The following is a 23128-nucleotide window of genomic DNA, read 5'->3' on the forward strand; positions in this document are numbered from 1 at the left end:
GGAGCGAGACCATGGGAAGGCACCGCCATCCGCCACCCCCGCGGGCCCCCGGCAGCGGCGAGGTCCTGCTCGACCCGGGCTGGCCCCGGCCGCCCCGGGTACCCGACACGCTGGCGGCGAAGCCCCGCCGGCGTCGCCGCTGGCCCTGGCTGCTGCTGATCCTGATGCTTGCCGTCGGCGCCGTGGCCGGCCTGGTGGTGGCCGAGGTGCGTACCTCCGAGTGGCAGTCCCGCGAGCTCTCCCGCTACGCCGCGGGGCTCACCTATACCCTCGCCCCCGGCCCCAGCGACCGCTGGCAACCGCCGCGCCACGGCCCCTTCGATGAGCGGCTCGGCTACACGCGGCTGCCCGACTTCCAGCGCCGGCTACTGCAGCGCGACTTCACGGTCGAGGCCCAGGCGCGCCTCTCGCCGGCGATGATGCGCTACGTGGAGCGCGGCTTCTTCCCGCCCTACGAGGAGAAGACCCGGGCCGGCCTGGATCTCGAAAGCTGCAGCGGCGCGCCCCTCTACCGCTTCCGCCAGCCGGGTCACCACTACCCCGACTTCGACGCCGTTCCGCCGCTGGCGCTGGCGATGCTGCTGTTCATCGAGGACCGCGGCCTGCTCGACACCGAGAGCCCCCATGCCAACCCGGCGGTGGACTGGCCACGCTTCGCCCGGGCGGCCCTCTCCCAGCTAGGCGAGGCGCTGGACCTGCCGGGCCAGTCCGCCGGCGGCAGCACCCTGGCCACCCAGATCGAGAAGTATCGCCACTCCCCCGGCGGCCTGACCCACTCCCCCACCGAGAAGCTGCGCCAGATGGTCTCGGCCAGCGTGCGCGGCTACCGCGATGGGCCCGAGACCCTGACCCAGCGCCGCCGCATCGCCCTGGACTACCTCAACAGCGTGCCGCTCTCCGCCGCCCCGGGCCACGGCGAGGTCCACGGCCTGGGCGACGGGCTGGCGGTGTGGTTCGGCGCCGACGTCACCGCCACCAACCGCCTGCTGCGCGAGGCCTCGAATACCAGTGCCCCCGGCGCCGAGCATGGCCTGGCCGTGCGTCGCACCCTGGCGCTGATGATCGCCCAGCGCCGCCCCAGCGGCTACCTGATGACCCGCCGCGACGCCCTGGAGGCGCTCACCGACGCCCACCTGACGCTGCTCGCCCGCGAGGGCCTGCTCTCCCCGGCGCTGCGCGACGCCGCCCTCGGCCAGCGCCTCGGCTTCCGCGACTTCAGCCAGGACCCCATCCGCCTCCGGGTCGAGGGCGGCAAGGCGCTGCAGGTCGCCCGTACCCGACTCGCCGGCCTGCTCGGCCTCTCGCTCTACGAGCTGGACCGGCTCGACCTCGCCGCCACCACCACCCTCAATGTCCCGCTGCAGGAGGCGGTCACCGACCACCTCCACCGCCTGGCCGACCCAGGCTTTGCCGCCGAGCAGGGCCTGCTGGGCGAGCGCCTGCTGGACGCCGACGGCGTGGGCGCGGTGCGCTACAGCTTCACCCTGCTGGAGCGCCAGCCCGACGGCTTCGCGGTGCGGGTGCAGACGGACAACGACCACCAGCCCTTCGACCTCAACCAGGGCAGCAAGCTGGAGCTCGGCTCCACCGCCAAGCTGCGCGTGCTGGCCAGCTACCTTGAGATCGTCGCCGAGCTGCACGCCGAACACGCCGGCCAGGACCCCGCGGCGTTGCGTGCCCTGCCGGTGGACCGCCAGGACGCCATCCGCCGCTTCGTGATCGACCGCCTGGCGGCCGACCCGTCGCTCTCCCTCGAGGCACTGCTCGGCGCCGCCATGCAGCGGCGCTACTCGGCGAGTCCCCACGAAACCTTCTTCACCGGCGGCGGGCAGCATACCTTCAGCAACTTCAGCCGCCAGGACGACCGTCGGCGACCGACCGTGGAGGAGGCGCTGAGCGACTCCCTCAACCTGCCCTTAGTGCGCCTGATGCGTGACCTGGTGCGGTTCACCATCCACCAGGAGGCAGGGCGCCGGCGGCTGCTGGAGGACGACGATGACCCGCGCCGCCTCGACTACCTGCAGGGCTTCGCCGACCGCGAGGGTCGCGTCTTCCTTCAGCGCTTCTGGCGCAAGTATCGCCACCTGGATACCGCCGGACGGCTCGAGGCGCTGCTGGGTGGCCTCAGGCCCGATGCCCGCCGCCTGGCCGCGGTGTTCCGCTACCTCTACCCCGAGGGCGACGCCATCGCCCTGACCGCCTTCCTCGCCGAGCGCCTGGGCGACCGGCGCCGCCTCGACATCGACCTCGCCGCCCTCCACGAGCGCAGCGACCCCAGCACCCTGAGCCTCTCCGACCAGGGCTACATCGGGGGGGTACACCCCCTGGAGCTGTGGCTGGTGGGCTTCCTGGTCGACCGTCCCGACGCCGACTACGCCGCGACCGAGCTCGCCAGCCGCGACGCCCGCCAGGAGGTCTATGGCTGGCTGTTTCGGACCCGCCACCGCGGGGCGCGGGACTCGCGTATTCGCACCATGCTCGAGGCGGAGGCCTTCCTCGACCTCCATCGGCGCTGGCAGCGGCTGGGGTATCCCTTCGACCACCTGGTGCCATCGCTGGCCACGGCGCTCGGCAGCTCCGGCGACCGCCCCGCCGCCCTGGCCGAGGTGGTGGGCATCATCCTCAACGAGGGGGTGCGTCCCCCCACCCGGCGCATCGACTCGCTGCACTTCGCCGCGGACACCCCCTACGAGACCCGCTTCGTGGCCGACGCCAGCAGCGCCCGACGGGTGATGGCACCGGAAGTGGCCGCCACCCTGAGGCGGGCCCTGGCGGGCGTGGTGGAGGGCGGCACGGCGCGCCGCCTTCAGGGTAGCTTCCGGCTCGAGGACGGCAGCGCCCTGGCGCTGGGCGGCAAGACCGGCACCGGCGACAACCGCTTCGTGACGGTGACCGCCAGCGGCCAGGTGGTCAGCTCCGAGGCCCGCAGCCGCACCGCCACCTTCGCCTTCACCCTCGGCGACGATCACTTCGGCACCCTCACCGCCTATGTCCCCGGCGACGAGGCCGACGCCTTCGAGTTCACCTCCGGGCTGCCGGTGCAGGTGCTCAAGGGCATGGCCCCGTTGCTCACCCCCTACCTCGCCTCCGGCGAACAGACCCGCTGCCAGACTCCCCCCACGCCCGAGCCGCTGATGGCGGACGACACCCGGCAGGATAACGACGCCTCGTGAGACCGCCCCCGGGTGCAGTGGGCCGCCATCCCGGCTACAATCGGGCGTCTGATTTTCCTGGGATTCAAGAGCCGATATGTCGACGAACGCCACGCGCAAGATCCTGGTCACCAGCGCCCTGCCCTACGCCAACGGCGCCATCCACCTCGGCCACCTGCTCGAATACATCCAGACCGACATCTGGGTGCGCTTCCAGAAGAGCCGCGGCCACGAGTGCCACTATGTCTGCGCCGACGACGCCCACGGCACCGCCATCATGCTGCGCGCCGAGCAGGAAGGGATCACCTCCGAGGCCCTGATCGACCGCGTCAGCCGAGAGCACCAGGCGGACTTCGCCACCTTCGGCGTGGCCTTCGACAACTATCACTCGACCCACTCGGAAGAGAACCGCTACTTCAGCGAGCTGATCTACACCCGGCTGCGCGACAAGGGGCATATCGCCACCCGCGACATCGAGCAGATGTACGACCCGGTCAAGGGCCTCTTCCTGGCCGACCGCTTCATCAAGGGCACCTGCCCCAAGTGCCGGGCCGACGACCAGTACGGCGACAACTGCGAGGCGTGCGGCGCCACCTACACCCCGGCCGAGCTGATCGACCCGGTGTCGGCCATCTCCGGCGCCACCCCCGAGGTACGCGGCTCCACCCACTACTTCTTCAAGCTGCCGGACTTCGCCGACTTCCTGCACGACTGGATCAACGACGGCCACGTCCAGCCGCAGATCCGCAACAAGCTGATGGAGTGGTTCGAGGCCGGCTTCAACGAGTGGGACATCTCCCGCGACGCCCCCTACTTCGGCTTCGAGATCCCCGACGCCCCGGGCAAGTACTTCTACGTCTGGCTCGACGCACCGATCGGTTACCTGGCGAGCTTCAAGAACCTCTGCGAGCGCGAGGGCCTCGACTTCGACAGCTACTGGGAGAAGGACAGCGACGCCGAGGTCTACCACTTCATCGGCAAGGACATCGTCTACTTCCACGCCCTGTTCTGGCCGGCGATGCTGCATGGCGCCGCCTTCCGCACCCCCACGGCGGTCAACTGCCACGGCTTCGTCACCGTCAACGGCGCCAAGATGTCCAAGTCCCGGGGCACCTTCATCAAGGCCGCCACCTACGCGGACTTCCTGAACCCGGAGTACCTGCGCTACTACTTCGCCGCCAAGCTCACCTCGCGGGTCGACGACCTGGACCTGAACCTCGAGGACTTCGCCGCCCGGGTCAACAGCGACCTGGTCGGCAAGGTGGTCAACATCGCCAGCCGCTGCGCCGGCTTCGTCAAGAAGCTCGGCGGCGGCAGGCTCTCCGCCCACTGCGCCGAGCCGGAGATGCTGGCGCGCTTCATCGCCGCCGGCGACGAGATCGCCGAGCAATTCGAGGCCCGCGAGTTCGGCCGCGCCATGCGCCGGGTGATGGAGCTCGCCGACGAGGCCAACACCTACATCGCCGAGGCGGAGCCCTGGGTGCTGGCCAAGCAGGAAGGGCGTGAGCAGGAGGTGCTGGACATCTGCTCGGTGGGCATCAACCTGTTCCGCCAGCTGATGGTCTACCTGGCCCCGGTGGTGCCGGCCATGGCCGAGGGCGCCCGTGACTTCCTCAGGCTCGACTCGCTGAACTGGCACAGCCGCCACGAGGTGCTGCTGGATCACGAGATCGCCAAGTTCAAGCCGCTGATGACCCGCGTGGAACGGGACAAGATCGACGCCATGATCGAGGCGTCCAAGGAGGATCTGGTGGAGGAACAGAAGCTCAAGGAGACCCCCAAGGGGCCCTTGGCCGAGGCGCCCATCGCCCCCGAGGTCGCCTTCGACGACTTCATCAAGGTGGACCTGCGTATCGCGCGCATCGCCAAGGCGGAGTACGTCGAGGGCGCCGACAAGCTGCTCAAGCTGACCCTCGACCTGGGCGGCGAGTCACGCACGGTGTTCTCCGGTATCCGCGCCGCCTACGCTCCCGAGGCGCTGGAGGGCCGGCTCACCGTGATGGTCGCCAACCTGGCGCCGCGCAAGATGCGCTTCGGCGTCTCCGAGGGCATGGTGCTGGCCTCGGCCAACGACGAGGGCATCTACCTGCTCTCGCCGGACACAGGTGCCGAGCCCGGCCAGCGGGTGACCTGAGCCACCGTGAATCGCCGAGACCGGATCGAGGCCATCGACGCCCTGCTGCCCCAGACACAGTGTGGCAAGTGTGGCTTCGATGGCTGCCTGCCCTATGCCGAGGCGATCGCCGAGGGCGAGCCCATCAACCGCTGCCCACCCGGTGGCGAACGCACCCTCGTGCAGCTCGCCGCGCTCACCGGCCAGCCCGAACGCCCCCTGGCGGAGCCGCCCCAGTCGCCGCTGGCCGCGGTGATCCGTGAGGCGGAGTGCATCGGCTGCACCAAGTGCATCCAGGCCTGCCCGGTGGACGCCATCCTGGGGGCGGCCAAGCGCATGCACACGGTGATCACGGACGAATGCACCGGCTGCGAGCTGTGCGTGGCGCCCTGTCCGGTGGACTGCATCGACCTGGTGCCCCACCCCGCCTGGCAGGCCGCCGAGAGCGAGGACGAGCGCGACGCCTACCTGGCGCGGCGCGCCGAGCTGGGACGCCGCCGGCATCGCACCCGCCAGGCGCGGCTGGCCCGGGAGGCCCGCGAGAAGCGTCTGGAGCGCCAGAAGCGGCTGATGCAGCAGCGCCGCCCCAGCGGCGAAGGCAGCCCCGCCGTCGCGGGCCCCATGGCGACACGCCAGCGCCGGATGGCGCTCAAGGCCGCCGAGCAGGCCGTCAGACGCGTGCAGCAGCAGCTGGAGAGCGCCCGCCGTCGTGGCGACAGCGAGGCCGAGGCTACCGCCAGGAGCCAGCTCCCGGAGGCCGAATGTTTGCTCGCCGAGGCCAGGAAAGCACTGGAAGAGGTCCGGAAAGGCTGACGAATTCAAGACAACGACTGCCACCACCGGCGCGAGGGGCGCCGGGGACAGGTAGAAGAGGAGGTCCTACGCCAGGGATGGCGTCGGTAGCGTACAGGGAAGTATTTACAGCGCCTCCTCGTAGACCTGTCGCCGGGAAAGCCCCGATTTTGGACCGTACTTTCGGGGCCAGCCATTCCGATTCGACAGGACGCCATGAACGCCCAGAAACGCTTTGAAATATTCGCGCGGCTGCGCGAGCACAACCCCGAGCCCACCACCGAGCTCCACTGGGAGACCCCCTTCGAGCTGCTCGCCGCGGTGCTGCTCTCCGCCCAGGCCACCGACGTCGGCGTCAACAAGGCCACGGCCCGGCTCTTCCCCGTCGCCAACACGCCCCAGGCGATCATCGAGCTCGGCCTCGACGGGCTCAAGGAGCACATCAAGACCATCGGCCTCTACAACACCAAGGCCGAGAACCTGATGAAGACCTGCCACCTGCTGGTGGAGAAGCACGGCGGCGAGGTGCCCCGCACCCGCGCCGCCCTGGAGGCGCTGCCCGGCGTGGGGCGCAAGACCGCCAACGTCATCCTCAACACCGCCTTCGGCCAGCCCACCATCGCCGTGGACACCCATATTTTCCGGGTCTCCAACCGCACCGGCATCGCCCGCGGCAAGGACGTGGTCGAGGTGGAGAAGAAGCTGCTGCGCCACGTGCCCAGGGAGTTCCGCCAGGATGCCCACCACTGGCTGATCCTGCATGGCCGCTACACCTGCGTGGCACGCAAGCCACGCTGCGGCAGCTGCGTGATCGAGGACCTCTGCGAGTTCAAGGAGAAAACGGAGCTGTAGCGGAGCCGCCGTTGACCACCTGAGGCTGGCATCGACCGTCGCGGCCTGTTTGACTGGCGGCAGGCCCCGACGAGACGCCTCCTATGGAAGCCCTGAAGTACCTCCTGCTGCCGCCGCTGATCAACGCCCTGCTGATCCTCGCCGGCCTCGCCGCCGGCACCCGCCGACTGACGGGCGGGCTGCTCGTCACCCTGGGACTCACGAGCCTGCTGGTGCTGGCCACCCCGGTGGTGAGCCACGCCCTGCGCCAGGGACTGGAGCCGCCGCCACTCTCCGGCCCGGCGGCGCTGCGCGGAGAGGGGGCCATCGTCATCCTCGGCGGCGGCCGCGACACCCGGAGCCCCGAGTTCGGCTGGGGTGACGCCCCCGCCAACCCCACCTGGCGGCGCCTGGCCTACGGCGCCTGGCTGCAGCGTGGCAGCGGCTGGCCGATTCTGGTCAGCGGCGGCCGGGTCCATGACGAGCACAGCGCCGAGGCCAGCCTGATGGCCGCAGCGCTGCGCGAGGTGTTCGAGGTGCCGGTGCGCTGGCTGGAGGGCGAGAGCCGCAACACCGCGGAGAACGCCCACTTCAGCGCCGCCATGCTGGAGGCGGCGGGCATAGAGCGCATCGCCCTGGTCTCCCAGGCCTGGCACCTGCCCCGCGCCATCGCCGAGTTCGAAGCCGCCGGCCTGACCGTGATCCCCGCCCCCACCGAGTTCGCCAGCGCCCCGCCACCGGGGCTCCACGCCTGGATCCCGCGCGCCTACCACCTCAACCAGAGCAGTCGGGCCCTGCACGAGTGGCTGGGCCGCGGGGTGGCCTGGCTGAAGACCCGCCTGCCGACACCCTGACCCCGCCCGACAACGGCCTGCGACATCCGGGGGCAGGTCGACCCCGCCCGGATCTGCACTATTCCCCGGCGTCGAGGCCGAACTCGCCGATGCGCGCCACCGTGCGCCGGTAGGCCTCGCGCTCGCGGCACGCCGCGAGGAAGGCCTGCAGCCGCGGAGTGTCCTCCAGGCCGCCGCGGCTGGCCAGGGCCAGCAGCGGGAAGCTCATCTGGATATCGGCGGCGCTGAAGCGTTCCCCGGCGAACCAGGGACCCTTGGCCTCGAGCTCGCCCTCCCAGAACTCCACCAGGCGACGGATCTCCGGCCCCAGGTACTGCTGCTCCACCCCGCGGGCGAACAGCCGCCCCAGCGGTCGCGCCAGGGCCGGCACCGGCGGCTGGCCGAGGCGCGAGAAGACCAGGCGCATCACCAAGGGCGGCATCGCCGAGCCCTCGGCATGGTGCATCCAGAAGCGGTAGCGCTCGTGGTCGTCGCTGCCCGCCTCCGGGGCCAGCCGCCGCTCGGGGTCGTGGTGCTCGATCAGGTAGTCGAGGATCGCCCCGGACTCCGCAATCACCCGGTCGCCCCGTGCCCGGTCGCCCCGTGCCCGGTCGCGGATCACCGGCGACTTGCCGAGCGGGTGCAGCTCGCGCAGGGCCACGGGGGCCAGCATGGTGGCCGGGTCGCGACGGTAGGTCACGACCTCGAACTCGCTGCCCAGCTCCTCCAGCAGCCACACGACCCGCTGCGAGCGGGAGTTCTCCAGATGGTGAACCTCGATCATGACCAGGCTCCCGTCGGTGAAGGAGCCTCCACCCTAGCACGGCCGCGGCGCGGCGCCTTGTGCCAAGGTCGTCTTTGCCCGCCCGTGGCGGGCCCCTTAGACTGACGGCAATAACGATGACAACGAACAGGAGAGCGTCATGGCCAAGGTGCTGGTGGTGGACGATGAGCCCAATATCGTCCTCTCGCTGGAGTTCCTGATGCAGCAGGCCGGCTTCGAGGTGGTCACCGCCGAGGATGGCGAGAGCGCCCTTGACCGGGTCGCGGAGGGCGCTCCCGACCTGGTGCTGCTGGATATCAGCCTGCCCGGCATCAGCGGCTTCGATGTGCTCGAGCGCCTGCGCGGCGACCCGGACCATGCCCGCCTGCCGATCATCATGCTCACCGCCCATGGCCGCGAGGTGGAGCGCGAGAAGGGTCTGGCGCTGGGCGCCGACGACTATGTCACCAAGCCCTTCTCCACCCAGGCGCTGGTGGAGAAGGTCAAGACGCTGCTCTCCGAGGTGTCCTGATGGCCCGCCCCCTCGCCGGCCTGCCCCGCCGCCAGCGGCTGATCGGCCTGTGGCTGCTGCTCAGCGGCGTCAGTCTGTTCGGTGGCGCCACCTTCGCGCTGTGGCTCGACACCCTCTTCCAGCCCCAGGGCATCGCCCGCCTGGTGCTGTGGGCGGGCTGCTTCTCCGGCGGCGGTACCATCTTCCTGGTGGGGCTGCTGCTGGAGCGCCAGCTATTCACCCCGCTGCGCCATCTTCAGGTACAGCTGGCGCGGCTGGTGGCCAACCCCGATGCCCGCGATGACTACCCGCCCGAAGGCTGGCTGCGCAGCCTCGGCCCCGACCTGGTGCGGGTACGCGAGGCGTGGCGCAGCGACCGTGCCCGGCTGGCCACCGCCCACGCCGAGGGGGCGCGCAGCGCCGCACGCATCCGCCAGGAGCTGGAGACCCTGCTCCAGGTGTTGGAGACCCCGCTGCTGCTGTGCGACCACCACCGCCGCATCCTCCTCTTCAACCAGGCCGCCGAGACCCTCTTCGAGGAGCACAGCGGCCTGGGGCTGGGCAAGCGCCTGGAGACCCTGCTGCCCGCCGCGAGCCTGCAGGATGCCCTGGGCCAGCTGCCCGCCGACGGCACCCCGCGGGAGGTGCTGGTGCCCAGCGGCGAGCGCTGGCTACGCGCCATGCTGCGCCGGGTACCCGGCAGCCACGGCGAGACCCTGCTGACCCTGGCCGACACCACCGCCGCCTGGACCAGCGAGATGGGGGCCCGGGCCGAACTGCTCGACGGCCTGCCGCGCCTGCGCCGCCATGGCGCCAGCCTGACCAGCGCCGCCGATGCCCTCTCCGCCCTGCCCGAGGGCGAGGCCGACATGCGCAGGCGCCTGGAGGGGGTGATCGAGGAGGAGAGCCAGGCCCTGGGCCACGACATCGAGGGGCTCGCAGGCCTGGTGGAGCGCATGCAGCAGGAGGGGGCGCGGCTGGTGCCGCTGTGGTCCAACGACCTCTGGGCGAGCCTCAACGAGCGCCTGCCCGCCGACCGGCAGATCACCGCGGTGGGCATGCCGGCGTGGCTCAAGGGCGACGCCATCGCCCTGCTGGTGCTGCTGGAGTCACTCCTCGAGCGGCTCCGCGACACCCTCGGCGAGATCCCGCTGGAGGGGGAGGTATGCCTCGGCAACCGGCGGGTCTACCTCGACCTGATCTGGCCGGGGGCGCCGCTCACCGAGCGCCAGCTAGGCGAGTGGCAGCAGCGCCACCTGGCCTCCCTGCCCCTCAACCCGCGGGTCGCCGACGTGCTGCGCCAGCACGCCAGCGACGCCTGGAGCCTGGCCGATGGCGACGGCGAGCACGCCCGGCTGCGCCTGCCACTGCCGGCCGCCGAACGGGTCGGCGCGCCACGCCCGGCGACCCCGCCGCGTCCCGAGTTCCACGACTTCGGCATCGCCGAGCTGCCGGCGCCCGACGCCGAGCTCGCCGCCCGGCCGCTGCGCGCCCTGGAGGTCGTGGCCTTCGACACCGAGACCACCGGCCTCGAGCTGCGCCGCGGCGACACCGTGATCAGCATCGGCGCCTGCCGCATCGTCAACGCCCGCCTGCTGGCCAGCGAGACCTTCGACCTCTACGTCGACCCGGGCAAGCCGATCCCCCCGGCCAGCACCGCCATCCACGGCATCACCGACGACGAGGTCGAGGGCGCCCCGCCGCTCTCGGTGGCGCTGCCGCGCTTCCGCGACTACGTGGGTGACGCCGTGATCCTGGCGCACAACGCCGCCTTCGACTTGCTCGCCCTGCAGCCGCCGGGCGCCGGCATCGAGCTCGACATGCCGGTGCTCGACACCCTGCTGATCTCCCGGGCGCTGGATGCCAGCCTCGACGGCCACGACCTCGACACCCTGGCCGAGCGCTATGACCTCAGCTTCCCGCCGGGCACGCGGCACACCGCCCTGGGCGACGCCCGTGTCACCGCCGAGCTGTGGCTCTCGCTGCTGCCGCGGCTCGAGGCCCGCGGCATCGACACCCTGGAGAAGGCGCTGACGCTGCAGGCCAGCGCGCTGAACAAGGAGGATGCCTGCGCCTCATGACCGCCACCGCCCCGGGAACAGTGTCGTGCTGAGCGCCCCGCGCCGCCGCGAACGGCTGCTGGCACTGATCGTGCTGGCGGTGCTGCTGTTCACCCCGCCGCTGGTGCTGGTGGCCGACCGCGCCGGGACGGTCTCCTGGCTGCCACTCTACCTCTTCCTCGCCTGGGGCCTGGTGATCGGCCTGGCCGCCTGGCTGCTGGAAGGCCCGCCCGGTTCCACCCGGCGGCCGCGAAGGGAATAGCCCCATGCGCAGCGAACCGGTGATCCTCGGCGTCGCCTTCGGCTACCTGGCGCTGCTGTTCCTGATCGCCGCCTGGGGCGATCGCCGCGCCGAGCAGGGGCGCTCGCTGATCGGCTCGCCCAACGTCTACGCCCTCTCCATCGCTGTCTACTGCACCGCCTGGACCTTCTACGGCAGCGTGGGGCGCGCGGCGCAGTTCGGCCCCAGCTTCCTGCTGATCTACCTGGGGCCGACGCTGGCGATGCTGCTGGCGCCCTTCGTGATCCGCAAGATGGTGCGCATCGCTAGCGCCCAGCGCATCACCTCCATCGCCGACTTCATCAGCGCCCGCTACGGCAAGAGCTCGAGCCTGGGCGCGCTGGTGGCGCTGATCGCGCTGATCGGCATCACCCCCTACATCGCCCTGCAGCTCAAGGCGATCACCGTCAGCCATGCGGTGCTGGTCAACTACCCCGAGGCCGCCGAGCTGCGCCTGGCCGACGAGCCCTTCTGGCTAGACAAGTCGTTCTGGGTGGCGCTGGTGCTGGCGGTCTTCATCATCCTCTTCGGCACCCGCCACCTGGACGCCAGCGAGCGCCACGAGGGCATGGTGGCGGCCATCGCCTTCGAATCGCTGGTCAAGCTGGTGGCCTTCCTCTCGGTGGGGGTGTTCACGGTGTTCGTGCTCTTCCAGGGACCCGGCGACCTCTTCGCCCGGGTCGCCGCCACCCCGGCACTGGCCGAGCGCCTGGGGCTCGACGCCGTGCCCGGCGGCGCCACCGGCTGGGCCGGCATGCTGGTGCTCGCCTTCCTCGCCTTCCTGACCCTCCCGCGCCAGTTCCAGGTGCTGGTGGTGGAGAACGTCGACGAGCGCCACCTGGCCCGGGCCAGCTGGCTCTTTCCGCTCTACCTGCTGGCCATCAACCTGTTCGTGATCCCCATCGCCATGGCGGGCCTGCTGCTGATGGGCGGCGACGCCGACCCCGACAGCTTCGTGCTCACCCTGCCGCTGGCCGCGGAGCTCCAGGGACTGCCGCTGCTGGTGTTCATCGGCGGGCTCTCAGCGGCCACCGGGATGGTGATCGTCGAGACCATCGCGCTCTCCACCATGGTCAGCAACCAGCTGGTGATGCCGCTGCTGCTGCGCAGCCGCCGCCTGCACCTGGGTGGGCGCGGCGAGCTGGCCGGCTGGCTCCTGGGCATCCGCCGGGTGGCCATCGTGCTGATCCTGCTGCTGGGCTACCTCTACCACGCGCTGATCGGTGACGCCTACAGCCTGGTGACCATCGGCCTGGTCTCCTTCGCCGCCGCCTGCCAGTTCGCCCCGGCGATGCTGATCGGCATGTTCTGGCGCGGCGCCCACCGCCGCGGCGCGGCGCTGGGGCTCATCGCCGGTACCCTGGTGTGGGCCTGGACGCTGCTGATCCCCGGCTTCGCCCAGTCCGGCTGGCTGGATGCCGGCTTCCTGGAGCACGGCCCCCTCGGCCTCGCCTGGCTGCGCCCCTATGCGCTGTTCGGCCTGGAGGGGTGGGACATCTACACCCATTCGCTGCTGTGGAGCCTCGCGGCCAACGTCGGCCTGCTGGTGGGGGTCTCGCTGTTCAGCCGCCAGACGCCCCTGGAGCAGACCCAGGCGGCACTCTTCACCGAGGCGCTGCATCCCCAGCTGCTGCAGAGCTCGCTGTGGCACGGCCAGACCACCCGCGGCGAGCTGGGCGCCCTGCTCGACCGCTACCTGGGCAGCGCCGCCACCGCCCGGGTGTTCGCCGACGCCGCCGCGGGCGAGGAGGAGGACGCCGCCGCCCCGGCGAGCCCGGCGCAGATCGCCCGCGCCGAACAGGCGCTCTCAGGGGCGCTGGGTAACGCCTCGGCGCGGGTGCTGATCAACTCGGTGGTGCGCGGCGAGGCGCTGGATCTCGAGTCGATACTGAGCATCCTCGACACCACCTCGGAGACCCTGGAGGTCAACCGCCGCCTGGAGCAGAAGTCCCGGGAGCTGGCCCGCGCCAGCGAGGAGCTGCGCGCCGCCAACGAGCGCCTGCGCGAGCTCGACCGCCTCAAGGACGAGTTCGTGGCCATGGTCAGCCACGAGCTGCGCACGCCCCTGACATCGATCCGTGCCTTCGCCGAGATCCTGCGCGACAGCGGCGAGCTGCCCGAGGAGAAGCGCCGCCACTTCCTCGACGTGGTGGTCAAGGAGAGCCAGCGCCTGTCGCGGCTGATCGAGGAGATCCTCGACCTGGCGCGCCTGGAGAGCGGGCGCCTGACCCTGAACCCCCAGCGCCTCGACCTGGTCGCGCTGACCCGCCACAGCGTGGATGCCGTGCACCATATGCAGGAGGACCGGGGGGTGGCGCTGGAGGTGGCGATCGAGGTGGAGGTGGCGCCGGTGGTAGGCGACCCGGACCGCCTCGAGCAGGTGGTCATCAACCTGCTCGACAACGCCGGCAAGTTCGCCGACGAGGCCGAGCCGCGGGTGCGCCTGAGCCTGGTGCGCCACAAGAACCACTACCGCCTGGCGGTGGAGGACAACGGCCCCGGCATCGCCGCGGAGGAGCGCGAGCGGGTGTTCGAGAAGTTCCACCAGATCCAGCGCCCCGAGGAGTCGCCCGACAAGCGCCGCGGTCGCCCCCGCGGCAGCGGCCTCGGCCTGCCCATCAGCCGCGGCATCGTCGCCCACCTGGGCGGCCGGCTGTGGGTCGAGGAGGCGCCCCACCTTGGCGGCGCCTGCCTGATCATGGAGCTGCCGCAGGCACCCGCCCAGACACCCTAACCCCGGCGCGCCCGCTTCTGCAGCACGCGGATCCGCTGGAGGTCGTGGCGCAGCAGCAGGCGTTCGTCCTCGCCCAGCCGCGCGATATCCACCCAGCCGTCGGCGTGGCGGCCGGCGGCGAGGTTGCGGCGCTGCTCGGCCAGCAGCAGTCCCTGCAGCCGGGCGTGGGCGGCGGTGAGCGCGTGACAGTGCTCGGCGTCGAGGGCCCCGCGGCCCACCAGGGCGGCGAGGCGCCGCCGGGTGTCGGTCTCGCGAACGCCGTGGCGCAGCGCCAGCAGGCGCACCGCCGCCACCAGCGGCAGCATCGCCTGGTGCTTGAGGTTCAGGGCGCGCTCGTGGGGCGCGCCCTCCCGGGTGCCGGCCAGGCGCTGGAAGCGATCCAGCGCCACCGGCTGCTCGTCGAACAGCGCCCCCATCTCGTCGAGGAAGAGCCCCGCCCCGGGCAGCCGCTCGGCCACCCAGTCGCGCAGCCCCTCGGCCAGCGCCTCGTCGCCGTAGACCGGCGTGAAGTCGAGCAGGATGTTGGCCTGCTGCACCCGCTTGACCCGCCGCTCGGCGCTCCAGATCTCCAGCTGGCGCCGCCACTCGCCGAGGCGCTTGCGCCACATCGGCCAGCGCGCCATGACATGGCCCTGGCACAGCGGGATGCCGGCCGCATCGAGGCGCGCGGTGAAGCGCTCGCCCAGCGACTGGAAGTAGCCGTCGATCTCGACGTGCCGGGCGTCCGGGTAGTCCTCGAGGATCATGGCGTTGTCCTGGTCCGGGGCGAGCAGGCTCTCGTGGCGACCGCCGGAACCCAGCACCAGCACGCAGAACCGCACCGGCGGCGCGCCCCAGCCCTGCCCCGCCATCTCCGCCTCGGCCAGGCGGATGGCACGCCGGGTGAGCCAGGCGTTGTGGTCGCTGATCAGCTGGCTGATGCGCCAGGCGGGCAGGTCGAGACGCACCAGCGCCGTCACCAGGCGGGGCTGCCAGGCATGGGCGTCGGCGAGCTCCGGGTCGGGGCCCAGGGCCTCCAGGGCCTCGCGCAGGGGGGCGAGCAGGTCGGGCAGGCGGGAAGGGTCGGGAAGCCTCTCCCCGGCGAACAGGGTCCGCCAGGGCGAGGCCCGATGCAGCAGGCGCACGGCGTCGGCGCCGCGGTCAGCGGGCGAACATGTCGTCGCCCAGCTCGTCGATGAAGCGCTGCGCCTTGCTGATCATCAGCTCGTCGCAGGCCTCGCGTCCGGGCACCATGTCGGAGCGCTCGAAGCGGTGCTCGAGCACCTCGTCCTCCTCCTCCTCGCCGTCGCCGGTCAGGGGCTTGCGGATCCAGCCGCTGACGCGGTACTGGCCACCCTCCTTGGCCGGCTCGGAGATGATCAGGTAGCCGCTGTACTCCACCGGTTCGGCGGCCGGCGCGTTGCCGGGGGTGGCGTCGTCGTCGCCGCCGAACAGCCCGGAGAGAAGCTTCTTGAACATGGTCGGCCTCCTGGTGCCGGCGGGGCGCCCACGGCGCCCCGCCTCGGCATCAATCCTGCTGGCGACCCTTGCCGGCGGCGATGCGCAGGCGCAGGGCGTTGAGCTTGATGAAGCCCTCGGCATCCTTCTGGTCGTAGGCGCCGGCGTCATCCTCGAAGGTGGCGATGGACTCGTCGAACAGCGACTGCTTCGACTGGCGACCGGCGACGATGACATTGCCCTTGTAGAGCTTGAGGCGCACCACGCCGGAGACGTTGTGCTGGGTCTCGTCGATGGCGGCCTGCAGCATGCGGCGCTCCGGGCTCCACCAGTAGCCGTTGTAGATCACCTCGGCGTACTTGGGCATCAGCTGGTCCTTGAGGTGGGCCTCCTCGCGGTCCAGGGTCAGCGACTCGATGGCGCGGTGCGCCTTGAGCATGATGGTGCCGCCGGGGGTCTCGTAGCAGCCGCGGGACTTCATGCCCACGTAGCGGTTCTCGACGATGTCGAGGCGGCCGATGCCGTTGTCGCCGCCCAGCTTGTTGAGCCGCTCCAGCACCTCGTGGGGCTTCATGGGCACGCCGTCCAGCGCCACGATGTCGCCCTTCTCATAGGTAAGCTCGACATAGGTGGGCGTGTCCGGTGCTGCCTCGGGGGAGACGCTCCAGCGCCACATGTCCTCCTCGGCCTCGGCCCAGGGATCCTCGAGGATGCCGCCCTCGTAGGAGATATGCAGCAGGTTGGCATCCATGGAGTAGGGTGACTTCTTCTTCTGGCTGGTGAAGTCCACCGGGATGTCATGCTGCTGGCAGTAGGCCATCAGCTTCTCGCGGGAGGTCAGGTCCCACTCGCGCCACGGGGCGATCACCTTGACGCCCGGCTTGAGGGCATAGGCGCCCAGCTCGAAGCGCACCTGATCGTTGCCCTTGCCGGTGGCGCCATGGGAGATGGCGTCGGCGCCGGTCTGGTTGGCGATCTCGATCAGGCGGCGGGCGATCAGCGGACGCGCGATGGAGGTGCCGAGCAGGTACTCACCCTCGTAGATGGTGTTGGCGCGGAACATGGGGTAGACGTAGTCGCGCACGAACTCCTCGCGCAGGTCCTCGATGTAGATCTCCTTGACGCCCAGTGCCTGCGCCTTGGCACGGGCCGGCTCGACCTCCTCGCCCTGGCCGATGTCGGCGGTGAAGGTCACCACCTCGCAGTTGTAGGTTTCCTGCAGCCACTTGACGATGACGGAGGTGTCCAGGCCGCCGGAGTAGGCCAACACGACCTTCTTGACATCGGACATTCGGGGAGCTCCTTTCTGGTGAACGCTAGAGGGCGTCAGTATAGCGTGCCAGCCCGGCAGCGAATACCGCCCCGGGACGCGCCGCGGCCGAGCTGCTAGACTGCGCGGATTCGACCCGGGGCCGGGGCCGAGGACACGCAGACTGCAAGGACAGGAAGGAGAGGTGCATGAGCGAGGCGATCGCCCGCGACCTGATGGCCCAGCGATTCCGCAGCTACCTGCCGGTGGTGGTGGACCTGGAAACCGGCGGCTTCAATGCCGAGCGCGACGCGATCCTCGAGATCGCCGCGGTCACCCTGACCATGGACGCCGAGGGCAGGCTGCTGCCGGAATCCACCTACGCCTTCCACGTCGAGCCCTTCCCGGGGGCCAACGTCGAGCAGTCGGCGCTGGACTTCACCGGCATCAACCTCGACGACCCACTGCGTCGCCAGGTGGCCGTGCCCGAGGCCGAGGCGCTGGGCGAGATCTTCCGCCCGGTGCGCAAGTCGATCAAGGCGCATGGCTGCACCCGCGCCATCCTGGTGGGCCACAACGCCGCCTTCGACCACGGCTTCCTCAACGCCGCGGTGGCCCGCTGCGGCATCAAGCGCAACCCCTTCCACCCCTTCTCCAGCTTCGACACCGCCTCCCTGGCCGGCCTGATGTACGGCCAGACGGTGCTCGCCCGCGCCTGCCGCGCCGCCGGCATCGAGTTCAGCAACAGCGAGGCTCACTCGGCGCGCTACGACACCGAGCGCACCGCCGAGCTGTTCTGCGCCATGGTCAACCGCTACCGGGAGATCGGCGGCTGGGCCCAGGCCCAGCGCGAGCAGGGGATGGAGGAGAAGCCATAGGCTGCAAGGCGCAAGGCGCAAGGCGCAAGGCGCAAGGCGCAAGGAATTCAGGCTTGGTGGGGCATCCACCTAAAGCAAAACCCCCGAAGGCTTCCACCTGCGGGGGGTTGGCGTGTAGCCCGTCGCCAGACGCTTACTGCTCGGCGTCATCCTTGTGCTTGGCGGCGGTCTCCTTGATCAGCGTCTCGAGCTCGCCGTTCTGGTGCATCTCCAGCACGATGTCGCAACCGCCGACCAGCTCGCCCTCGACCCACAGCTGCGGGAAGGTGGGCCAGTTGGCGTACTTGGGCAGCTCGGCGCGGATGTCCGGGTTGTCCAGGATATTGACGAAGGCGAAACGCTCGCCGCAGGACATCAGTGCCTGCACGGTCTGGGCGGAGAAGCCGCACTGCGGCAGCTGGGGGGTGCCCTTCATATAGATCAGGATCGGGTTCTCGCCGATCTGGCGCTGGATGTTCTCGAGGGTGGTGCTCATGGCGTCTCCCGTTACGGATGCTGAGGCGGCGGGGAATACCCGAGTCCGCCGGTCGGTCTTGGTGAGGGCCATTCTACTGATCCCCGGCGCGTTGCGCATCCCCCGGCGGCTGGCTAGGATGAGCGTTTTTGCGAGGAGCAGCCCATGGCCACCCGCCACTTCCTGACCCTGCTGGACGCCAGCCCCGCGGAGCTCGAACACCTGATCCGCCGCGCCATCACCATCAAGCAGGCGCTCAAGGCCGAGGGCCCCACCTACACGCCCTTCCCCAACCACACCATGGCGATGATCTTCGAGAAGTCCTCGACCCGCACCCGGGTCTCCTTCGAGACCGCCATGGCGCACTTCGGCGGCCACGCCCTGTTCCTCTCGCCCCGCGACACCCAGCTGGGGCGCGGCGAACCCATCGGCGACACCGCCCGGGTGCTCTCCGAGATGGTCGACATCGTGATGGTGCGCACCTTCTCCCATGCGGGCCTCGAGTCCTTCGCCGCCGCCAGCAGCGTGCCGGTGATCAATGCGCTGACCGACGACTACCACCCCTGCCAGCTGCTCGCCGACGTCATGACCTGGACCGAGCTGCGCGGCGAGGTGCGGGGCAAGACCGCGGTGTGGATCGGCGACGGCAACAACATGTGCCACTCCTGGATCAACGCCGCCCGGCAGTTCGACTTCCGGCTGCGCATCTGCTGCCCCGAAGGCTACGAGCCGCGCCAGGATATCCTCGCCGCCGCCGGCGACCGTGTCACCCTCCTGCGCGACCCCGCCGAGGCCGTCGCGGGTGCCGACCTGGTGACCACCGACGTCTGGGCCTCCATGGGCCAGGAGGAGGAGCAGGCCAAGCGCGAGGCGGCCTTCGCCGGTCTCCAGGTGACCGAGGCGCTGCTCGACCGGGCCGCCGACGATGTCCTGTTCCTGCACTGCCTGCCCGCCCACCGCGGCGAGGAGATCAGCGAGACCCTGCTCGACGACCCGCGGGCCGTGGTCTGGCAGGAGGCCGGCAACCGGCTGCACGCCCAGAAGGCGCTGATCGAGTTCCTGCTGCTGGGCCGGGTCGACGACTGAGGCCGACACCCCCTTAGACCTTGGTCTTGTACGACCAAGGTTGTATAATGCGCCGCAGCAAATTCCAGCAAGGAAGACGCGGCGCATGACACCTCCCCCGATCGACACCTTCGGCATGCAGCGCAGCCTGCGCCAGTGCCTCTCCAACATGGCCGCCCTGCTCTACCGCCAGGGCCACGTCCTCGAGACCGTGACCGTGCCCCACCGCGGCCTCGACCCCGCCACCCTCGAGCGCCTCGAGGCGGACTCCCGCGAGTGGTCCGCCTGCCAGCGCATCCTCGAGTCCAGCGAGGCGGCCACCTTCAACGAGCAACGGCGCTTCGTGCTCACCGGCCTCGGCCGCGAGCTGCTGTTCGACATGTTCGGCGAGGGCGCGGCGGACTGCGCCTGATCCCCCGGGCGACACCGCCCCCACCAGGCAGTCCCCCCCGAGGCCCGCCGACGCCGATTGCGTCGGCGGGCCTCCTTGGTTATGTTGGAACAACTTGTCGGGGAGCCCTGACACGCGCCTGGCGCGCTGGACGAGGGCTGAGATCGGTACGGCCGAACCCGTTGAACCTGATCAGGTTGATGCCTGCGGAGGGAACAAGCTCGTGCACCCCTGCCCGCTCCTGCCCCGCATCCTGCCTGGTCGTCACTCCACCCGCTGGATGCCCGTTCGATGAGTCGACTCCCCCAACAGCGCTTCGCCGTGGCCGGCGCCGGCCTGCTCGGCCGCCTGGTGGCCTGGCGCCTGCTGCGCGACGGCCACGCCGTCACCCTCTATGACGCCGGCGACCTGGACACCCCTCCCGCCGCCGCCTGGACCGCCGCCGGCATGGTCGCCCCCCTGGCCGAGACCGTGGTCAGCGAGCGCTGTGTCTACGACATGGGCCGCATGGCCCTGACCCGCTGGCCCGAGTGGCTGGCCGAGCTCGAGGCCCCCGGGCTCTGGCACCCTCACGGCAGCCTGGTGGTGGCCCATCCCCAGGACGAGGGCGAGCTGACCCAGTTCCGCCGCGAGCTCGACGACGCCCTGGGTGCACCGGCGCGCTACCGCCCGCTGTCGGGCGCCGACCTCCAGGCCCTGGAACCCGACCTGGCGGAAGGCTTCCGCCATGGCCTCTTCCTCGAGGAGGAGGCCCACCTGGACAACCGCGAGCTGCTCGCCCGGCTGCTGGCGGCGATCCGCGAGCTAGGGGGCGAGTGCTACGCCCATACGCCGGTCGAGACCCGGCCCGGCGAGGTCGAGAGCGCCGCCGGCCGGCGCACCTTCGACCGGGTGATCGACTGCCGCGGCCATGGCGCCAGGCCGCGCCACCCCACCCTGCGTGGCGTGCGTGGCGAGACCCTGCAGGTGCACACCGAGGAGGTGCGGCTGTCACGCCCGGTGCGCCTGATGCACCCCCGCTACCAGCTCTATGTGGTGCCCAAGCCGGACGGCCGCTTCGTGGTCGGCGCCACCTCCATCGAGAGCGAGGACCGCTCACCCATCTCGCTGCAGTCGTCACTGGAGCTCTCAAGCGTGCTCTATACCCTGTCGCCGGCCTTCGCCGAGGCGCGGGTGCTCGAGCAGGGCGTCAACCTGCGCCCGGCGTTTCGCGACAACCTGCCCCATGTCACCCATCGCGACGGCCTGACCAGCGCCAACGGCCTCTTCCGCCACGGCTATCTGCTGGCCCCCGCGGTGGTCGACCACCTGCTGGCCGAGGTCCGCGGCGCGGGCGAGCGCCCCTTCGCCGCGGTGCTGGCCGAGACCGCCCCCGAGGAGAGCGCATCATGAAGGAAGGCATCCAGGAGAAACACGCCATGCACGAGATCACCCTGAGCCTCAACGGCGAGGCCGCCCGATTGCCCGCGGGCACCGCCCTGGACCAGGCCCTGGAGCGCTGGGGCTACGGCGGCCGGCGCGTCGCCGTGGCCATCAACGACACCTTCGCCCCGCGCTCCAGCTGGGCGGAGCGCACCCTCGACGACGGCGACCGCATCGATATCGTGGCCCCGGTAGGAGGCGGCTGATGAACACGCTCAAAGACGACCAGCATGACGCCCTGGAGCTGTATGGCGAGGCCTTCACCAGCCGCCTCCTGCTGGGCACCGCCCTCTACCCTTCGCCGGCGGTGATGCAGGAGGCGATCGCCGCCGCCAACTGCGACATGGTCACCCTGGGCCTGCGCCGCCAGAACCCCGCCGGCGGCGACGGCGACGCCTTCTGGCAGATCCTGCGCGAGAGCGGCTGCCGGCTGCTGCCCAACACTGCCGGCTGCCGCTCCGCCCGGGAGGCGATCACCCTGGCCGAGATGTCCCGGGAGCTGTTCGACACCCCCTGGATCAAGCTCGAGGTGATCGGCGACGACTACAACCTCCAGCCCGACCCCTTCGGGCTGCTGGAGGCCGCCCGGGAACTAATCGACCAGGGCTTCAAGGTGCTGCCCTACTGTACCGACGACCTGGTGCTCTGCCAGCGGCTGCGCGAGGCCGGCTGCCAGGCGCTGATGCCCTGGGGCGCCCCCATCGGCACCGGTCGTGGCCTGATGAATCGTTACGCCCTGCGCACCCTGCGCGAACGCCTGGATGTGCCGCTGATCATCGACGCCGGCCTCGGCGCCCCCTCCCAGGCCGCCGAGGCGATGGAGATGGGCTTCGACGGCGTGCTGCTCAACACCGCCGTGGCCAAGGCGCGGCGGCCGGCGGCGATGGCCTCGGCCTTCGCCCGCGCCATCGAGGCGGGCCGCGAGGCCCATAGCGCCGGGCTGATGGAACGGCGCCAGACGGCAAGCCCCAGCACCCCGACCCTGGGCCAGCCTTTCTGGCACACCGGCGGATAGCCAGGACGCCAGCCAGCCCGGCTCACGCATCAGGCCTCACTCGGCGATCACATGGCGCCGACTCGCTGCGCTCACTAGAGTGAAACAAGGCAAACGGGGAGGGCATGACATGGGCGAGCGAGAGGACGAGGCCGACTTCGTGGTGCAGCAGGTGCGCATGCTGCGGCGCGGGGACGGCGGCGAGGAGGTCATGGCGCTGCAGCGGCTGCTGCAACAGGCAGGCCACCGCCTGGTGATCGACGGCGATTACGGACCGGCCACCGAGCGCGCGGTACGCGCCTTCCAGCGCCGGGTCGGACTGGTGGCGGACGGCATCGCGGGCCCCAAGACCCTGCAGGCGTTGCGCGAGAGCCCGCCGGACGAGCGGCTGCTGCAGCAGGCCGACCTGGAGTGGGCCGCCGCCGAGCTCGACGTACCCGTGGCGGCGGTGATGGCGGTCAACGAGGTGGAGTCACGCGGCAGCGGCTTCTTTCCCAACGACAGGCCGGCCATCCTATTCGAGCGCCACATCATGTACCGGCGGCTCAAGCACCATGGCCTAGACCCCGCGCCCCACCGCGCCCAGCACCCCGACCTGGTCAACCCCTCGGCCGGGGGCTATGCCGGCGGCGTACGGGAGTATGACCGACTGACGCGGGCACAGCGGATCCACCACGACAGCGCCCTGGAGTCGGCCTCCTGGGGGCTCTTCCAGATCATGGGCTTCCACTGGCAGCACCTGGGCTACGACAGCGCCAGCCACTACGTGGAGTGCATGCACAGGCGTGAGCGAGACCACCTCGACGCCTTCGTCCGCTTCATCGGCAAGGACAGGCGCCTGCACGACAGCCTGCGCGACCAGGACTGGGCGCGCTTCGCCCGCTACTACAACGGCCCCGCCTACGCCCGCAACCGCTACGACGAGAAGATGGCCCGGGCCTTCGCCCGGCACAGCCACGCCTTGGGCGACGGCGGGATGCTGGCCTGACGACAGCCGCCGTCATGGCAATGAGGCACGCAACGGCGCCCACGAAAAAGCCGCTTAGCGGGGTGCGCTAAGCGGCTGATTCGATGTGTCTTGTTGGTGGAGCCTAGCGGGATCGAACCGCTGACCTCAACACTGCCAGTGTTGCCTACAGCCTCGCCTAACCTACTGCCATCATTAGAGA

General features: G+C 70.8%; 21 protein-coding genes and 1 riboswitch. Of the genes, 16 read left to right on the forward strand and 5 right to left on the reverse strand.

The window, feature by feature from the left end; translation table 11 throughout:
- Nucleotides 1–11: 11 nt before the first annotated feature.
- The 5 genes from BLP95_RS16220 to BLP95_RS16240 all read left to right on the forward strand — a co-directional run bounded on the left by BLP95_RS16220 (nt 12) and on the right by BLP95_RS16240 (nt 7742).
- Entirely contained in the window at nt 12–3173 is a 3162-nt protein-coding gene (locus BLP95_RS16220; protein ID WP_089681135.1) for a transglycosylase domain-containing protein, read from the forward strand.
- A 76-nt stretch (nt 3174–3249) separates the two neighbouring features.
- A complete protein-coding gene (gene metG, locus BLP95_RS16225; protein WP_089681137.1) occupies nt 3250–5286 on the forward strand; it encodes a methionine--tRNA ligase in 2037 nt (678 codons plus the stop codon).
- A 6-nt stretch (nt 5287–5292) separates the two neighbouring features.
- A complete protein-coding gene (locus tag BLP95_RS16230; protein ID WP_089681139.1) occupies nt 5293–6078 on the forward strand; it encodes an RnfABCDGE type electron transport complex subunit B in 786 nt (261 codons plus the stop codon).
- Between the two features lie 195 nt (nt 6079–6273).
- The gene (gene nth, locus BLP95_RS16235) at nt 6274–6909 is read left to right on the forward strand and encodes an endonuclease III (protein ID WP_089681141.1); all 636 of its coding nucleotides are present in this window, start codon (nt 6274–6276) and stop codon (nt 6907–6909) included.
- An 83-nt stretch (nt 6910–6992) separates the two neighbouring features.
- A complete protein-coding gene (locus BLP95_RS16240; RefSeq protein ID WP_089681143.1) occupies nt 6993–7742 on the forward strand; it encodes a YdcF family protein in 750 nt (249 codons plus the stop codon).
- A 58-nt stretch (nt 7743–7800) separates the two neighbouring features.
- Here the strand turns inward: BLP95_RS16240 and BLP95_RS16245 are convergent, their stop codons facing one another.
- Nucleotides 7801–8505, reverse strand: a complete 705-nt coding sequence (locus BLP95_RS16245; RefSeq protein ID WP_089681145.1) for a glutathione S-transferase — start codon at nt 8503–8505, stop codon at nt 7801–7803.
- Between the two features lie 139 nt (nt 8506–8644).
- Between BLP95_RS16245 and BLP95_RS16250 the strand changes: the two genes are divergently transcribed.
- Genes BLP95_RS16250 through BLP95_RS16265 form a run of 4 tightly spaced genes read left to right on the forward strand, consistent with a single transcriptional unit; the run spans nt 8645 to nt 14069 of the window.
- Nucleotides 8645–9016, forward strand: a complete 372-nt coding sequence (locus BLP95_RS16250) for a response regulator transcription factor (protein WP_089681147.1) — start codon at nt 8645–8647, stop codon at nt 9014–9016.
- Nucleotides 9016–11076, forward strand: coding sequence for a 3'-5' exonuclease (locus BLP95_RS16255; protein ID WP_089681149.1), 2061 nt, complete (start codon nt 9016–9018; stop codon nt 11074–11076). Before BLP95_RS16250 ends, BLP95_RS16255 begins: the two co-directional genes overlap by 1 nt.
- Nucleotides 11077–11101: 25 nt before the next feature.
- Nucleotides 11102–11317, forward strand: coding sequence for a hypothetical protein (locus tag BLP95_RS16260; protein WP_342670392.1), 216 nt, complete (start codon nt 11102–11104; stop codon nt 11315–11317).
- A 4-nt stretch (nt 11318–11321) separates the two neighbouring features.
- Entirely contained in the window at nt 11322–14069 is a 2748-nt protein-coding gene (locus tag BLP95_RS16265; protein ID WP_089681151.1) for a sensor histidine kinase, read from the forward strand.
- Here BLP95_RS16265 and BLP95_RS16270 read toward each other — a convergent pair.
- From BLP95_RS16270 to BLP95_RS16280, 3 genes are read right to left on the reverse strand one after another with little or no spacing between them, the layout of a single operon-like run.
- Nucleotides 14066–15193, reverse strand: a complete 1128-nt coding sequence (locus tag BLP95_RS16270; protein WP_089681153.1) for a DUF294 nucleotidyltransferase-like domain-containing protein — start codon at nt 15191–15193, stop codon at nt 14066–14068. The genes BLP95_RS16265 and BLP95_RS16270 overlap by 4 nt on opposite strands.
- Nucleotides 15194–15209: 16 nt before the next feature.
- Entirely contained in the window at nt 15210–15527 is a 318-nt protein-coding gene (locus BLP95_RS16275; RefSeq protein ID WP_089681155.1) for an HlyU family transcriptional regulator, read from the reverse strand.
- Nucleotides 15528–15576: 49 nt separating this feature from the next.
- The gene (locus tag BLP95_RS16280; RefSeq protein WP_089681156.1) at nt 15577–16797 is read right to left on the reverse strand and encodes an argininosuccinate synthase; all 1221 of its coding nucleotides are present in this window, start codon (nt 16795–16797) and stop codon (nt 15577–15579) included.
- Nucleotides 16798–16964: 167 nt separating this feature from the next.
- Here BLP95_RS16280 and rnt point away from each other — a divergent pair, with 167 nt between their 5' ends.
- Nucleotides 16965–17633: a ribonuclease T gene (gene rnt, locus BLP95_RS16285; RefSeq protein ID WP_089681158.1), complete on the forward strand. Its 669-nt coding sequence runs from the start codon at nt 16965–16967 to the stop codon at nt 17631–17633.
- A gap of 133 nt (nt 17634–17766) precedes the next feature.
- Here rnt and BLP95_RS16290 read toward each other — a convergent pair whose 3' ends face one another.
- Nucleotides 17767–18108, reverse strand: a complete 342-nt coding sequence (locus BLP95_RS16290; RefSeq protein ID WP_023005207.1) for a Grx4 family monothiol glutaredoxin — start codon at nt 18106–18108, stop codon at nt 17767–17769.
- A 144-nt stretch (nt 18109–18252) separates the two neighbouring features.
- Here BLP95_RS16290 and argF point away from each other — a divergent pair, with 144 nt between their 5' ends.
- From argF to BLP95_RS17220, 6 genes are all read left to right on the forward strand, one after another.
- A complete protein-coding gene (gene argF, locus BLP95_RS16295; RefSeq protein ID WP_089681161.1) occupies nt 18253–19173 on the forward strand; it encodes an ornithine carbamoyltransferase in 921 nt (306 codons plus the stop codon).
- A gap of 85 nt (nt 19174–19258) precedes the next feature.
- Nucleotides 19259–19564: a hypothetical protein gene (locus tag BLP95_RS16300; protein WP_089681164.1), complete on the forward strand. Its 306-nt coding sequence runs from the start codon at nt 19259–19261 to the stop codon at nt 19562–19564.
- Nucleotides 19565–19652: 88 nt separating this feature from the next.
- Nucleotides 19653–19775, forward strand: a riboswitch (TPP riboswitch).
- A 59-nt stretch (nt 19776–19834) separates the two neighbouring features.
- Nucleotides 19835–20935 (forward strand): glycine oxidase ThiO, encoded by a 1101-nt coding sequence (gene thiO, locus BLP95_RS16305; RefSeq protein WP_089681166.1) that lies wholly within the window; start codon nt 19835–19837, stop codon nt 20933–20935.
- Entirely contained in the window at nt 20932–21171 is a 240-nt protein-coding gene (gene thiS, locus BLP95_RS16310; RefSeq protein ID WP_245678785.1) for a sulfur carrier protein ThiS, read from the forward strand. Before thiO ends, thiS begins: the two co-directional genes overlap by 4 nt.
- Nucleotides 21171–21980 carry a thiazole synthase gene (locus tag BLP95_RS16315; protein WP_089681168.1) on the forward strand — a complete coding sequence of 270 codons (810 nt, stop codon included), beginning with the start codon at nt 21171–21173 and terminating at the stop codon, nt 21978–21980. The genes thiS and BLP95_RS16315 overlap by 1 nt, the downstream gene beginning before the upstream one ends.
- A 109-nt stretch (nt 21981–22089) precedes the next feature.
- A complete protein-coding gene (locus tag BLP95_RS17220; RefSeq protein WP_089681170.1) occupies nt 22090–22947 on the forward strand; it encodes an N-acetylmuramidase domain-containing protein in 858 nt (285 codons plus the stop codon).
- Nucleotides 22948–23128: the final 181 nt, after the last annotated feature.

The organism is Halomonas shengliensis, from assembly GCF_900104135.1.
Taxonomy (GTDB): domain Bacteria; phylum Pseudomonadota; class Gammaproteobacteria; order Pseudomonadales; family Halomonadaceae; genus Halomonas; species Halomonas shengliensis.

Bases quoted from the DNA above. Each gene is read 5' to 3' on its own strand.
- BLP95_RS16220 (WP_089681135.1), top strand. From the start codon at position 12: ATGGGAAGGCACCGCCATCCGCCACCCCCGCGGGCCCCCGGCAGCGGC.
- metG (WP_089681137.1), top strand. From the start codon at position 3,250: ATGTCGACGAACGCCACGCGCAAGATCCTGGTCACCAGCGCCCTGCCC.
- nth (WP_089681141.1), top strand. From the start codon at position 6,274: ATGAACGCCCAGAAACGCTTTGAAATATTCGCGCGGCTGCGCGAGCAC.
- BLP95_RS16240 (WP_089681143.1), top strand. From the start codon at position 6,993: ATGGAAGCCCTGAAGTACCTCCTGCTGCCGCCGCTGATCAACGCCCTG.
- BLP95_RS16245 (WP_089681145.1), bottom strand. From the start codon at position 8,505: ATGATCGAGGTTCACCATCTGGAGAACTCCCGCTCGCAGCGGGTCGTG.
- BLP95_RS16250 (WP_089681147.1), top strand. From the start codon at position 8,645: ATGGCCAAGGTGCTGGTGGTGGACGATGAGCCCAATATCGTCCTCTCG.
- BLP95_RS16255 (WP_089681149.1), top strand. From the start codon at position 9,016: ATGGCCCGCCCCCTCGCCGGCCTGCCCCGCCGCCAGCGGCTGATCGGC.
- BLP95_RS16265 (WP_089681151.1), top strand. From the start codon at position 11,322: ATGCGCAGCGAACCGGTGATCCTCGGCGTCGCCTTCGGCTACCTGGCG.
- BLP95_RS16275 (WP_089681155.1), bottom strand. From the start codon at position 15,527: ATGTTCAAGAAGCTTCTCTCCGGGCTGTTCGGCGGCGACGACGACGCC.
- BLP95_RS16280 (WP_089681156.1), bottom strand. From the start codon at position 16,797: ATGTCCGATGTCAAGAAGGTCGTGTTGGCCTACTCCGGCGGCCTGGAC.
- rnt (WP_089681158.1), top strand. From the start codon at position 16,965: ATGAGCGAGGCGATCGCCCGCGACCTGATGGCCCAGCGATTCCGCAGC.
- BLP95_RS16290 (WP_023005207.1), bottom strand. From the start codon at position 18,108: ATGAGCACCACCCTCGAGAACATCCAGCGCCAGATCGGCGAGAACCCG.
- argF (WP_089681161.1), top strand. From the start codon at position 18,253: ATGGCCACCCGCCACTTCCTGACCCTGCTGGACGCCAGCCCCGCGGAG.
- BLP95_RS16300 (WP_089681164.1), top strand. From the start codon at position 19,259: ATGACACCTCCCCCGATCGACACCTTCGGCATGCAGCGCAGCCTGCGC.
- thiO (WP_089681166.1), top strand. From the start codon at position 19,835: ATGAGTCGACTCCCCCAACAGCGCTTCGCCGTGGCCGGCGCCGGCCTG.
- thiS (WP_245678785.1), top strand. From the start codon at position 20,932: ATGAAGGAAGGCATCCAGGAGAAACACGCCATGCACGAGATCACCCTG.
- BLP95_RS16315 (WP_089681168.1), top strand. From the start codon at position 21,171: ATGAACACGCTCAAAGACGACCAGCATGACGCCCTGGAGCTGTATGGC.
- BLP95_RS17220 (WP_089681170.1), top strand. From the start codon at position 22,090: ATGGGCGAGCGAGAGGACGAGGCCGACTTCGTGGTGCAGCAGGTGCGC.